Below are 12268 nucleotides of genomic sequence, written 5' to 3'. Positions count from 1 at the left end.
AGAAGCCACGGCTCTGCCGGACCCGGCCCACTTGTCCGCGAGGGGGCCCGGTCAGGCGCCCACGTAGGCCGCGAGGTGTTCGCCGGTGAGGGTGGAGCGGGCGGCGACGAGGTCGGCCGGTGTGCCCTCGAAGACGAGCCGGCCGCCGTCGTGACCGGCACCGGGACCGAGGTCGATGATCCAGTCGGCGTGTGCCATGACCGCCTGATGGTGCTCGACGACGATCACCGACTTGCCCGAGTCGACGATCCGGTCGAGCAGACCGAGCAACTGCTCGACGTCGGCGAGGTGCAGGCCGGTGGTGGGCTCGTCGAGGACGTAGACGCCGCCCTTGTCGGCCATGTGCGTGGCGAGCTTGAGCCGCTGCCGCTCGCCGCCGGACAGCGTGGTGAGCGGCTGTCCGAGGGTGAGATAGCCGAGCCCGACATCGGCGAGCCGCGCGAGGATCCGCTGCGCGGCCGGCGTGTGCGCCTCCTCGGTACCGAAGAACTCCTCGGCCTCGTCGACCGACATCGCGAGCACCTCACTGATGTCCCGGCCGCCGAGGTGGTACTCCAGGACCGACGCGTCGAACCGCTTGCCCTCGCAGTCCTCGCAGGTGGTGGCGACGCCGGCCATCATCGCCAGGTCCGTGTAGATGACGCCGGCGCCGTTGCAGGTGGGGCAGGCGCCCTCGGAGTTGGCACTGAAGAGTGCCGGCTTCACGCCGTTGGCCTTCGCGAACGCCTTGCGGATCGGGTCGAGCAGACCCGTGTACGTCGCCGGGTTGCTCCGCCGCGAACCGCGGATCGGAGTCTGGTCGATCGACACCACACCCTCGCCGGCCGGGACGGACCCGTGCACGAGCGAGCTTTTGCCGGAGCCTGCGACGCCGGTGACGACGACCAGCACCCCGAGCGGGACGTCGACGTCGACGTCGCGCAGATTGTTCGCCGACGCACCGCGAATCTTCAGCGTGCCGGTGGGCTCGCGCAGCGTCTCCTTCACGGAGGCCCGGTCGTCGAAGTGGCGGCCGGTGACGGTGTCGCCGGCCCGCAACTCCTCGACGGTTCCCTCGAAGCAGACGGAGCCGCCCCCCGTACCGGCGCCGGGGCCGAGGTCGACGACGTGGTCGGCGATCGCGATCGTCTCCGGCTTGTGCTCCACGACGAGCACCGTGTTGCCCTTGTCCCGCAGCCGCAGCAGCAGGTCGTTCATGCGCTGGATGTCGTGGGGGTGCAGGCCCGCCGTGGGCTCGTCGAAGACGTAGGTGACGTCGGTGAGCGAGGAGCCGAGATGGCGGATCATCTTGACGCGCTGCGCCTCGCCGCCGGACAGCGTGCCCGACGTACGGTCGAGGGCGAGGTAGCCGAGGCCGATCTCCACAAACGAGTCGAGGGTCTGCTGGAGCGCGGTGAGCAGCGGCGCCACCGACGGCTCGTCGAGACCGCGGATCCATTCGGCCAGGTCACTGATCTGCAGGGCGCAGGCGTCGGCGATGCTGATCCGCTTGATCTTCGACGACCTGGCGCCCTCGCTGAGCCGGGTGCCGTCGCACTCGGGACAGATGGTGAAGGTGACCGCACGGTCCACGAACGCCCGGATGTGCGCCTGCATCGACTCCTTGTCCTTGGAGAGCATCGACTTCTGGATCCGTGGGATCAGCCCCTCGTAGGTCATGTTGATGCCCGCGATCTTCATCCGGGTCGGTTCGTGGTGGAGGAAGTCCTGCAGCTCCTTCTTCGTGTACTTGCGGATCGGCTTGTCCGGGTCGACGAAGCCCGACTCCTTGTAGAGCCGCATGTTCCAGCCGTCCGAGCCGTAGCCGGGGATGGTGATGGCGCCGTCGTTGAGGGACTTGGAGTCGTCGTAGAGCTGGGTCAGGTCGATGTCGGAGACCGTGCCCCGGCCCTCGCAGCGACCGCACATGCCGCCGGTGCGGTTGAAGGTCGCCTTCACCGTCTTCTTGGCACCGCGCTCCACGGTGATGGCACCGCTCGCCTTGACCGAGGGGACGTTGAACGCGTACGCGCTGGGCGGGCCGATGTGCGGCTTCCCCAGCCGGCTGAAGAGGATGCGCAGCATCGCGTTGGCGTCCGTGGCGGTGCCGACCGTGGAGCGGGGGTCGGAACCCATCCGCTGCTGGTCGACGATGATCGCGGTGGTCAGCCCTTCCAGGACGTCGACCTCGGGCCGCGCGAGCGTGGGCATGAATCCCTGCACGAAACTGCTGTAGGTCTCGTTGATCAGCCGCTGCGACTCGGCGGCGATCGTGTTGAACACCAGCGAGCTCTTGCCCGAGCCGGACACCCCGGTGAACACCGTCAGCCGGCGCTTCGGGATCTCGATGCTGACGTCCTTGAGATTGTTCTCCCGCGCGCCGAGCACGCGGATCAGATCGTGGCTGTCGGCACCGTGGGGCGCAGGCGACTGCGTGTCCGTCCTCGTGGCCTTGCTCATCGTGTCTCCATCTGTCGGGCGGGGCCGCCTTCGCGGTCTCCGCCGGCATCGCCTGGCTCGATCCAACCAGCTGCGCGCGGTGCGCCGGGTGCTCCTCGGCCGGTTCCGTTCCCCCGGTCGCGGCCACCGTCCACGGCGTATCTCACCGGCGGTGCGGGTCGACGTGCTGTGACGATGTCCATGCGGACACGCTAGGTGAGGCCCGGTGGCGGGCGCTTCTCGATTCCTGACCGTTCTGGTCCCGGCCGCCATCGCCGGAAGGGCCTGCTCCACCGACAGCCCCGGTCCGGTCCCGACGCCCTTCGTCCCCGGCAGGCCGTCTCGCCCCTCTCGCCCCCATGAACCGCGCACCCGCACACCCGCCCGCCCCGCCGTCGACGGCCGGACGCGGACTCAGCGGTCGGCGAGCGGGATACGGAGGCAGACGGTGCCGCGCAGGTCCAGCCAGGCGGCGTCCGGACCGCGGACCAGGCGGAGAACGACCTGCGCGCAGTCCGGGCAGCGGGCGACCAGTCCCGGCGCTTTGCCGTAGACCCGCAGTCGGGCCAGCGGGCCCGAACTGCCGCACCCGGTGCAGGAACTGACGGCCGCCGTCACATCGACGGCGAACACCTCCGAGAGGGGGCCGGCCAGGACATTGCCGTCCTGGTAGGTGTCGTCGTCGTAGGACTCGTCGACGGGGTGCGTACTCATGTCAGCCTCCGCTGGGACCGAAGCGTTCGGTGCGGATGAGATCGGGAGCGTGGCCGAGGTCGACCAGCTGGTCGGCCACGCTCTCGACGAAGCCGGTCGGGCCGCAGACGTAGACGGTCGACTCGAATTCGACGGACCGGCCGGCCGCCATCAGGTCCTCGGCCCGCAGTCGGCCCGGCGGGCGCCGCGAGCCGTCCGGGGCACTGCGTGTGTAGGCGTAGGCCACGTCCAACCCCGGTTCCGTGTGCCGGAGTTCATCCTGGTACAGCCGGTCCTCGGGTGTACGCACCGAGTAGATCAGCCGGAACGGCGACCGGACTCCGTCGGCTCGCCGCGTGCGGATCATGGCCATGAGCGGTACGAGTCCGGAGCCGCCGGCGACCAGCAGCACGGGTTCGGTCTGCTCGGGGCGCCAGACGAACCAACCGCCGACCGGTCCACGCAGCTCCACCGCGTCGCCGACGCCCAGATCGTCCACCAGGTACGGCGACACCTCACCGTCCCTGACGCGCTGGATCGTCAGTTCGACATGGTCCTGGTGGGGGGCGGAAGCGATCGAGTAGCTGCGCTGTGTGCTGTAGCCGTCCTCGGCCGTCAGCCGCACGTCCACGTGCTGGCCGGCCAGGTGCCCCGGCCACCCCGGAACCTCCAGCACCAGAGTGCGGGCCGCCGGTGCCTCCTGTCGCCGGTCCACCAACGTGGCCGTACGCCATCGCAGTCGGTCTCCTAGTCGCCTTGATACCGCTGTTCGCGCCATGGGTCTCCGTAGTCGTGATAGCCCGCGCTCTCCCAGAACCCTGGTTCGTCATCGAGGAGCAGCTGGATCCCGCGCACCCACTTCGCCGACTTCCAGAGGTAGAGGTGCGGCACCAGCAACCGGGCCGGTCCGCCGTGCTCGGGGGTGACGTCCTCGCCGTCGTAGCCATAGGCGATCCAGGCCTGGCCGTCGAGCAGGTCCTCGAGGGGGAGGTTGGTGGTGTAGCCCCCGTAGGAGTGGACCAGTGCGTAGTCGGCGGCCGTCTCGACGTCCTCCAGCAGGAGGTCCAGCGAGACGCCCTGCCAGTGGGTCTCGAACTTGGACCACTTGGTGACACAGTGCAGGTCGACGGTCGGCCGCTCGGAGGGCAGCGCCATCAGGTCGGTCCAGGACCAGGCGTGCGTGGTCCCGGCCTCGGTCGTCACCGTGAACTGCCAGGTGTCGCGGCTGACCCGGGGCGTGGGCCCGGCCGACAGCACCGGGAAGTCGTACGTCTCGTACTGCCCTGGCGGCAGCCGCACGTCCGAGGACCGCGGCCGCCCCCGGAAGCCGGGAGAGAATGTCGCCACAGCGCCACGTCCTTCCTGGTGCGGGTCGCCCAGACGATTCTCCCTCGCGCGGGCGGGGACCGCACGGTCTCGACCCGCGGCCGTGGCCGCGAGTGAGATCGCCCGCGCGCAGGCACTGGGTGATCCTTGTCTTCGGCACCCATGAACAAACGGCTGCCTCCACGCCCCCGCCGAGGGGTGGCGGCAGGTGGACGGATCCGGTCTGGGGCGAGAATCGGAGGGTGACCATGCCATTCGATGCATCGCCCCTGTCAGGCCAGAGTCAGTGCGGCACGGACGCTCGAAGCCCGCTGCGCGCGTTTCTGCGGACGGAGACCGGCAGTGCCGCCGTGCTGCTCGCCGCCGCGGTGGTGGCGCTGGCCTGGGCCAACATCGGCCCCGACTCGTACGAAACGGTGTGGAGCACCGAGCTGTCGATCCGCGTCGGGTCGGGCGGAGTGTCACTGGACCTGCGCGAGTGGGTGAACAGTGGCCTGATGACGCTGTTCTTCTTCGTCGTCGGCCTCGAGGCGCGCCGCGAGTTCGACCTGGGAGAGCTCCGGGAGCGCCGCCGGGTCACCCTGCCGCTGCTGGCGGGCCTCTGCGGCATGATCGTCCCCGTCGTCGTCTATCTGGCGATCACCGTGGGCCACGGCTCCGCGGCGCACGGCTGGGGTGCCGCCATGTCGACGGACACCGCCTTCGCCCTGGGCATGCTCGCCGTCTTCGGGTCGCGGCTGCCCACCAACCTGCGGGTCTTCATCCTCACCATCGCCGTGGTGGACGACTTCCTGGCCCTGGCCGTCATCGTCGTCGCCTACAGCGACGCCATCTCGCTGCCCGCGCTGCTGACGGCGCTCGGCCTGTTCGTGGTCGTCCTTCTGCTGCGGCGCACCATCGGCGCGCGGATTCCCTCCTTGTACGGCCTGCTGGGCGTGGCGATCTGGGTCGCGCTCCTGAAGTCGGGCGTCGACCCGGTGGTGACGGGTCTCGCGATGGGCATGATGACCTACGCGTACGCGGCCGAGCGCAGCGATCTGGAACACGCCAGCCGGCTGTTCCGGCGCTTTCGCGAGCAGCCCACCCCGGAACTCGAGCGCACGGTGCGGCGCGGCCTCGCCTCGACGCTCTCCCCCAACGAGCGGCTCCAGCAGATGTTCCATCCCTGGACCAGCTATGTGATCGTGCCGCTCTTCGCCCTCGCCAACGCCGGCATCACCCTGAGCACCGGTCAGCTCGCCGACGCCTTCACCTCGCCGATCACCCTCGGCATCCTCTTCGGCTACATGATCGGCAAGCCCGTCGGCATCATCGGCGGCACCTGGCTCACGACGCGCGCCGGACGGGGACGTCTTCACCCGCCCGTGGGCTGGGGCGCCATCACCGCGGGGGGCACGCTGGCCGGGGTGGGCTTCACCGTGGCCCTGCTGATCGCGTCGCTGGCCTTCGAAGGCAGCCGTCTCGAGCAGGCGAAGATCGGCATTCTGGCCGCGGTGGCGGGCTCGTTCCTCCTCACCTGGGTCGTCACCCTGGTGATCGGCGCCCTCGGCTCTCATTCCCGTGCGCGGGCTCTCCTCGGCACCGGCGAGGCCATCATCGACCTCAGCGAACCCGTCGACGTGGAGCACGACCATGTGCGCGGGCCGCTCGACGCGTCCGTGACGCTCGTCGAGTACGGCGACTTCGAGTGTCCCTACTGCGGTCTGGCCGAGTCCGCGGTGCGCGAACTGCTCGCCGACTTCGGTGACGTCCGTTATGTGTGGCGCCATCTTCCGCTCACCGATGTGCACCCCGACGCCCAGCTCGCCGCGGAGGCGGCCGAGGCCGCGGCCCGCCAGGACCGCTACTGGGAGATGCACGACCTCCTCATGGCGCACCAGGGCGACCTGGGCCCCAAGGACCTGCTCCGGTACGCCGCTCGCATCGGCCTCGACAACGACCGCTTCCGCGACGACCTCCGGGCGGGCGCGGGCGCGGCCCGAGTTGCCACGGATGTCGAATCGGCCGACCTCAGCGGTGTCTCGGGCACGCCGACGTTCTTCGTCAACGGCCGCCGCCACCACGGCGCGTACGACATCGCCTCGCTGGCGGCGGCCGTACACGCCGCGCGCCAGCGGGCAGCGTTCACGGGAGCCGGCCAGGACACCTGAGGTCCGTGTCCGTGCCTCAGGCGTGCGCGGTGGCGGTTCAGCTCGCGCGGGCCCGTAGGCGGCGCAGCATGCGGGCGTCCTCGAAGCCCACCGCGCGTGCGGCGGCGTCGACGGTGACGCCGTGGCTGATGAGGTGCTCGGCGCGCTCCAGACGCAGGGCCTGCTGATAGCGCAGGGGTGTGAGGCCGCCGGTGGCACGGGTGAAGAGGCGGGTGAGGGTGCGTTCGCTCACGCCGACGGCCGTGGCCAGGTCGGGCAGGGGCACCGGCCGGTCGAAGCGGGCGTCGAGCAGGTCCTGCGCACGGTGCACGGTGTCGTCCAGGTGGGACCGGTACCGGAGCATCGCGCTGGCCTGCGGTTCGTGGCCGTTGCGCCGTGCGTAGACCACCATGACCCGGGCCACCTGGGCGGCGACGGCCGGGCCGTGCCGGGTGGCGATCAGGTGCAGGGCGAGATCGATCCCACTGGCGATGCCGGCCGAGGTGACGACCCGGTCGTCGGCGGTGTAGAGGACGTCGCGGACCACGGCCGCCCGAGGGTAGCGGCGGGAGAGATCGTCCTGGACGTCGTGGTGCGTGGTGCAGCGACGGCCGTCGAGCAGCCCGGCCCTGCCGAGCGCGTCGGCTCCCGCGCAGACACTGGCGACGGTGCCGCCCCTGGCGTGGTGGTCCCGGAGAACCTGCAGGCCGGCCTCACCGATGGCGGGGCCGTCGGCCAGGGTCAGCGTCCGCCAGCCGGGTACCACGATCAGGTCCTCGGGGCCGAGCTCGGGCCAGTCGAGCCGGGCCACCACCGGCAAGCCCTGAGCGGTGGGGATCTGTGGCTGCTCGGCGACGTAGTGGAGGGTGTAGGGGTGCCCGAAGTCGGCGACCGTGGAGAAGACCTGTGCGGGGCCGGCCAGGTCCAGCAGATGGACTCCGGGCACCAGGAAGAAGACGATGTGGCTCACGATCCGGTCATCATGCCCGAGACACGGCCGAGGTCTCCAGCTCATCGACGGTGGCGATGGTCGCGAAGCGCCCGGCCAGGGCGTACTCGGTGCGCCTGATGACCTCCTCGGCGCCCAGGGTGCGGGGGTCCGCGAGCAGTTCCGCCACGCTCTGGTCGGCGGGGGCGTCACGGTGCGGGATGGGGTTGGTCGCGGTGGCGTCGGAGACGAAGGTGACCGCGTAGCCGAGGTCGCTCGCGAGACGGGTGGTGGTCTCCACGCACTGCTCGGTGCGGATTCCGCAGACGGTGAGCTCGCGGATGCCCCGCTCGGTGAGGAGTTGCTGGAGGTTGGTGGTGGTGAAGGCGTTGTGCGAGGTCTTGTGGATCAGCGGTTCCCCGTCCTCGCGCCGGAGTTCGTCCATCAGGCGGACATGCCCGAGTGCGGGGTCGAACACGTCGCCGCTGCCGGGCTCCGAGTGCAGCACCCACACCACCGTGTCGCCGGCCCGGCGGGCGAGCCGGACCAGTCGGTCCACCTGGTCGGCGATCTTCGGGTTGGAGATGGTCTCCCACAGCGGACGGGCGCGGAAGGATTCCTGGACGTCGATGACGATCAGTGCTCGGGTCATGCCTCCACTCTGACCGTCGCCCGCACGATGGGACAGACCTCATCGGGTCCGGGTGCGGACCGATCCGGTCACGCCGTACCTGTCCGGCGGACGCGCCGTGATCCCGGCCAGTGCGTGAGCGGAGCCCGAACCGGACGAGGACGACGGCGGACAGGGTCACCACCCCATCCGTGGTCAGGGTGAGACGGTCCTGCACGGATCCCCTGGACACAGGGGCACGGACATGAGGACATGAGCCCATCAAGGCAGACACATGTACATGGGTGTCAGACATGAAGGCATCGGGCATGGGCCGGACTGCTCCACCGCCGCCGGCTCCCAATGAGGGTCGACAAGCAGCCAACAGCCGGACAGCTTCGGCGACATGACAGAGCGCACGCCCGGCCCTCTGTACGGGGGGGACTTCGGCTCCAGCGATACCCGACCGCCTCGCCACCGAAACAATTCGGAGGCGCGGGCCGGCCGGCCCCATGGAACACATCCAGCCATAGTCCGCCATGGTGGTCGCAACCATGGAGCGCCCCTCATCAACTCCGCCTAGTCAATTGATTGTTGGGTTCCAGACACTATGCAAGGAGGGTCGCGGTGCCGATCATTCTTGTCATGAACCTGCAGCCCGACGGGCGGGTCGCAGCCTCATGGAGGTGTGGGATGCACCGAAGACTCGCCACCGGCCTCGCTGCCTCGGCCATGGCCGTCGCAACCATCACGGCGACCGCTACAGCCGCTAGCGCAGCCCCTGCCGACAAGCCTCAAGTCCTGTCCAGCTGGACCCAGACCAGCGCTTCGAGCTACAACACCTGGGTGGCCGCACGCTCGAACCAGGCGGCCTGGTCGGCGTACGCGTTCGACTGGTCCACCGACTACTGCTCCACGTCCCCGGACAACCCCTTCGGCTTCCCCTTCGCCACATCATGTGCCCGCCACGACTTCGGCTATCGCAACTACAAGGCCGCAGGCGCCTTCGACGCCAACAAGGCACGTCTCGACAGTGCCCTCTACGAAGACCTGAAGCGGGTCTGCGCCGCATACAGTGGCGCGACCAAGACCACCTGCAACAGCACCGCTTGGACCTACTACCAGGCGGTCAAGGCGCTCGGCTGACCCTTCACCCCCGCACGGGGAGCGCCGAGCCGCGCGCAGGTCGGCCCTGACATGTGTCCTGCCGACGCCCTTGTGCGAATCGAGCCGACCACGTTCGGCCGACGTCTTGGTGATGAGTCGTCAACGCGTCGTCGATCCGGCGCGGACCGGCACATCATGCCGGTTCACAGGTGACCATGAACCTCTGCCCCACCCGCCCCGCACTCGCCACCCGTGCCCTCGTCTACATTGTCCACCGGACCAGAGGGGGAGCACATGATGGGTGTGGGAGCGCGGGCCGGGTGGCGCGGGCTGGCGGGCGTGGCCCTGCTGACCGTCGTCGCGACAGGCTGCTCGGAGACCACCGAGGAGAGTCCGAAGACGTCCGTGAGCGCCACGCCCACGGACAAGGCTTCCGGTGCCGCCGGTCCGGTGGCCAAGAGCGGCGGCACACTCGGTCCCGCGGGCTCGGCCTGCGAACTGCCGGTCGGCTTCGACACGGCCGAGGACTGGAAGCCGAAGGCCGTCGCCCCGGCCTCGCAACACACGGCCACGGCCGGCTCGGACAGCTCCGGCTCCCCGGAGGACGGCCTGGCCGGGGAGGTCGCCGATGCGCTGCTTCGTCAGGGTCCGGTCACCCTTGCCTGTGAAATAGACGCCAAGCCCGCCGGGAACATCGGCTACCTCAGGGTCTGGACCGGAAAGCCGGGCGGCGCTGACGCCGATGCCGTGCTCAAGGCTTTCGTGGCCGCCGAGGACGGCGCGAGCAAGGCGAGCTACCGCACGTTCGAGGCGGGCGGGATGTCCGGCGTCGAGGTGGAGTACGTCTACACCAGCGAGTTGCTCGACGAGTCGAAGAAGGAGTGCGCGTTCGCCGTCACCACCGACGACGGCCCGGTCGTCGTGCACCTCGGTGGGTTGGACACCGCGGAACACACCGAGATGCTCCCCGCGTACCGACTCGCGAAGCAGACCCTGCGCACCACCTGACCCCCGCGGGCCGATCCGGCCTCGCGCACCACCCGACCCCGCGAGCCGATCAGGCGATACGCACCATCCGGCCGCCGCGAGCCGATCCGGCGACGAGCCGCCGCCCGTCGCCGGACACGCCGTCCGTCATCAGTCACGCACGAGCCGGTACACGGGCATGACCGTCGCGCCCGCTTCGCGACATGGCGGCCTCCACGCCTGTGTCTGCGCGGTGGCACGCGCCCCCCGCGCGGGTGCGTCGTCCGTGAGGCGGTTTCGACCGGGCGGACTCAGAATGAGTGAAGCGGCGGCCTCGTACCCGGCCGTCGAGCCGTCTTGGGACGGTCGGTTCGGGGCCGTCGGCCATCGGTCTCCGACCTCTTGGGATCTGAGTCTTGCGAGCGCGCGGGCGGTTGAGCGATGAAGACGGATGAGCCGGCATCCACGGGCGACGAGAGCGGCGCGCCGCAGGGGGCGAGTCGCGCTCCCGCTCCACCCGCGGGCACCGCTCCCGCTCCGTCGGCGGGCACCGCTCCCGCCCCACCCGCCGGGGCCGCCGGCGCTCCACCCGCGAGCACCCTGCCGCCGACGGCCCCGGCGGCTGAGGAGGGCGTCCGCCAGGACGAGGCGGTCGCCCTCCTTCGCCTGGCGGCGAGGTTGAAGGCCGCGCACCCCTCGGTCGACCCGTCCGTCGTGGATCGGGCGGTCGCGACGGCCCGCGGTTCGTTCCAGCAGGCGAGGGTGAGGACCTACGTCCCGATTCTGGTCGAACGCCGGGTCAGGGTGCTGCTCGGCGCCATCGACCGTGAAGCGACCTCCCCCGTACCGGCGGCCGTCGGCGACTCGACGGAGGCGCGGCCCACGACGGCCGGGCCGGTGGCACAGCCGGCCGGGAGCCCGTCACGCTCTCCCCTCCTCGGCCGATGGATACCCGCCAGGCTCCGGCCCGCGCCCGCCTCCGACCTGGGCCGGGTCGGTGAGCACCCATGAGCGCGCGGCACTCACCGTGACAGGAAAAGAGGCGGGTCGTCATGACGGATGCCAGGGCCGAACGCGTCGCGAGGCTCATCGAGCCCTTGCGGGTCGAGCCGGGATCGCGGGTGAACCTGGGCGAGGACTTCGATCCTCGCTACAAGGCCGGCCTGAAGAAGAAGCACGGTCCGGAACTGCTGAAGGCGGGGGTGACACTGCTCGCCGAGTACCAGGAGCGGCTGGCCGCCCAGGACACGTACGGAGTACTGCTCTGTCTTCAGGCGCTCGACGCCGGAGGCAAGGACGGCACGATCCGGCACGTCATGAGCGGGGTGAACCCGCAGGGCGTCAAGGTGAGCAGCTTCAAGCAGCCCTCCGCCGAAGAGCTCGACCACGACTACCTGTGGCGGTACGCCGCCCGGCTGCCCGCCCGTGGCGACATCGCGATCTTCAACCGTTCGCACTACGAGGAGGTGCTCGTCGTCCGGGTGCACCCGGAGGTCCTCGACCGGCAGCGGCTGCCGGCGGACGTACGCGGGCCGGACATCTGGGATCGCCGCTACCGGGCCATCAACGACTGGGAGCGCTACCTGACCGACAACGGGTTCAAGGTCGTGAAGATCTTCCTGAACCTGTCCAAGGAGGAGCAGCGCACCCGCTTCATGAAGCGGCTCGACCTGCCGGAGCGGAACTGGAAGTTCTCCGCCGCCGACGTCCGGGAACGCCGGCGGTGGGACGAGTACCAGCACGCGTTCTCCGAGATGCTCTCGCGGACCAGTACGCCGTGGGCGCCGTGGTACGTCGTCCCGGCGGACCGGAAGTGGTTCGCGCGCATCTGCACCGCGGCGGTGCTGGCGAACACCCTGATGGACATCGACCCCCGCTATCCCGTGGTCGGCAAGGAGGCGCGCAAGGACCTCGGCGCCGCCCGGCGGGAACTGGAGGCCGACGCTCCCGAGGGCGCGCCGGCCGATCCGTACGCGGCCCGGCACCCGGTCCCCGAAGCGAGCGACGGACAGCGCCGCGACGGCCGCAAGGCAAAGGGGAAGCAGGCCTCCGCCTCGGCACGGCGGACCGGGAAGGGCAAGCGGAAGTAAG

At 70.3% G+C, this 12268-nt stretch carries 11 protein-coding genes; 5 read left to right on the top strand and 6 right to left on the bottom strand.

Going from position 1 to position 12268, the window contains the following annotated elements; all coding sequences use genetic code 11:
- Nucleotides 1–51 precede the first annotated feature (51 nt).
- From ACWD68_RS18355 to ACWD68_RS18340, 4 genes are all read right to left on the bottom strand, one after another.
- A complete protein-coding gene (locus ACWD68_RS18355; protein WP_451807462.1) occupies nucleotides 52–2439 on the bottom strand; it encodes an ATP-binding cassette domain-containing protein in 2388 nt (795 codons plus the stop codon).
- A gap of 393 nt (nucleotides 2440–2832) precedes the next feature.
- Nucleotides 2833–3132: a DUF6510 family protein gene (locus ACWD68_RS18350; protein ID WP_451807461.1), complete on the bottom strand. Its 300-nt coding sequence runs from the start codon at nucleotides 3130–3132 to the stop codon at nucleotides 2833–2835.
- Nucleotide 3133: 1 nt separating this feature from the next.
- Nucleotides 3134–3889, bottom strand: a complete 756-nt coding sequence (locus tag ACWD68_RS18345) for a ferredoxin reductase (protein WP_451807460.1) — start codon at nucleotides 3887–3889, stop codon at nucleotides 3134–3136.
- Complete coding sequence (locus ACWD68_RS18340; RefSeq protein WP_451807459.1) at nucleotides 3859–4458, bottom strand: sulfite oxidase-like oxidoreductase; 600 nt, start codon at nucleotides 4456–4458, stop codon at nucleotides 3859–3861. Before ACWD68_RS18340 ends, ACWD68_RS18345 begins: the two co-directional genes overlap by 31 nt.
- Nucleotides 4459–4685: 227 nt before the next feature.
- Between ACWD68_RS18340 and nhaA the strand changes: the two genes are divergently transcribed.
- Nucleotides 4686–6587, top strand: coding sequence for a Na+/H+ antiporter NhaA (gene nhaA, locus ACWD68_RS18335; protein ID WP_451807458.1), 1902 nt, complete (start codon nucleotides 4686–4688; stop codon nucleotides 6585–6587).
- Nucleotides 6588–6624: 37 nt separating this feature from the next.
- Here nhaA and ACWD68_RS18330 read toward each other — a convergent pair whose 3' ends face one another.
- Nucleotides 6625–7536, bottom strand: a complete 912-nt coding sequence (locus ACWD68_RS18330; protein WP_451807457.1) for a GlxA family transcriptional regulator — start codon at nucleotides 7534–7536, stop codon at nucleotides 6625–6627.
- 10 nt (nucleotides 7537–7546) lie between these two features.
- Entirely contained in the window at nucleotides 7547–8146 is a 600-nt protein-coding gene (locus tag ACWD68_RS18325; protein WP_451807456.1) for an isochorismatase family protein, read from the bottom strand.
- A 651-nt stretch (nucleotides 8147–8797) separates the two neighbouring features.
- Between ACWD68_RS18325 and ACWD68_RS18320 the strand changes: the two genes are divergently transcribed.
- From ACWD68_RS18320 to ACWD68_RS18305, 4 genes are all read left to right on the top strand, one after another.
- Nucleotides 8798–9250, top strand: coding sequence for a phospholipase (locus ACWD68_RS18320; protein ID WP_451807455.1), 453 nt, complete (start codon nucleotides 8798–8800; stop codon nucleotides 9248–9250).
- 258 nt (nucleotides 9251–9508) lie between these two features.
- Nucleotides 9509–10219, top strand: coding sequence for a lipoprotein (locus ACWD68_RS18315; RefSeq protein ID WP_451807478.1), 711 nt, complete (start codon nucleotides 9509–9511; stop codon nucleotides 10217–10219).
- 399 nt (nucleotides 10220–10618) lie between these two features.
- Complete coding sequence (locus tag ACWD68_RS18310) at nucleotides 10619–11188, top strand: three-helix bundle dimerization domain-containing protein (RefSeq protein WP_451807454.1); 570 nt, start codon at nucleotides 10619–10621, stop codon at nucleotides 11186–11188.
- Between the two features lie 41 nt (nucleotides 11189–11229).
- Entirely contained in the window at nucleotides 11230–12267 is a 1038-nt protein-coding gene (locus ACWD68_RS18305) for a polyphosphate kinase 2 family protein (protein ID WP_451807453.1), read from the top strand.
- Nucleotide 12268 lies beyond the last annotated feature (1 nt).

The sequence above is a fragment of the Streptomyces sp. NPDC005141 genome (assembly GCF_053599975.1).
The sequence above is the reverse complement of the archived record's forward strand: the minus strand, read 5'-3'. Positions and strand labels throughout refer to the sequence as shown.

What these genes read in the sequence shown, in the direction of transcription:
- ACWD68_RS18355 (WP_451807462.1), bottom strand. Translation starts at nt 2,439, where the DNA reads ATGAGCAAGGCCACGAGGACGGACACGCAGTCGCCTGCGCCCCACGGT.
- ACWD68_RS18350 (WP_451807461.1), bottom strand. Translation starts at nt 3,132, where the DNA reads ATGAGTACGCACCCCGTCGACGAGTCCTACGACGACGACACCTACCAG.
- ACWD68_RS18345 (WP_451807460.1), bottom strand. Translation starts at nt 3,889, where the DNA reads ATGGCGCGAACAGCGGTATCAAGGCGACTAGGAGACCGACTGCGATGG.
- nhaA (WP_451807458.1), top strand. Translation starts at nt 4,686, where the DNA reads ATGCCATTCGATGCATCGCCCCTGTCAGGCCAGAGTCAGTGCGGCACG.
- ACWD68_RS18325 (WP_451807456.1), bottom strand. Translation starts at nt 8,146, where the DNA reads ATGACCCGAGCACTGATCGTCATCGACGTCCAGGAATCCTTCCGCGCC.
- ACWD68_RS18320 (WP_451807455.1), top strand. Translation starts at nt 8,798, where the DNA reads ATGCACCGAAGACTCGCCACCGGCCTCGCTGCCTCGGCCATGGCCGTC.
- ACWD68_RS18315 (WP_451807478.1), top strand. Translation starts at nt 9,509, where the DNA reads ATGGGTGTGGGAGCGCGGGCCGGGTGGCGCGGGCTGGCGGGCGTGGCC.
- ACWD68_RS18310 (WP_451807454.1), top strand. Translation starts at nt 10,619, where the DNA reads ATGAAGACGGATGAGCCGGCATCCACGGGCGACGAGAGCGGCGCGCCG.
- ACWD68_RS18305 (WP_451807453.1), top strand. Translation starts at nt 11,230, where the DNA reads ATGACGGATGCCAGGGCCGAACGCGTCGCGAGGCTCATCGAGCCCTTG.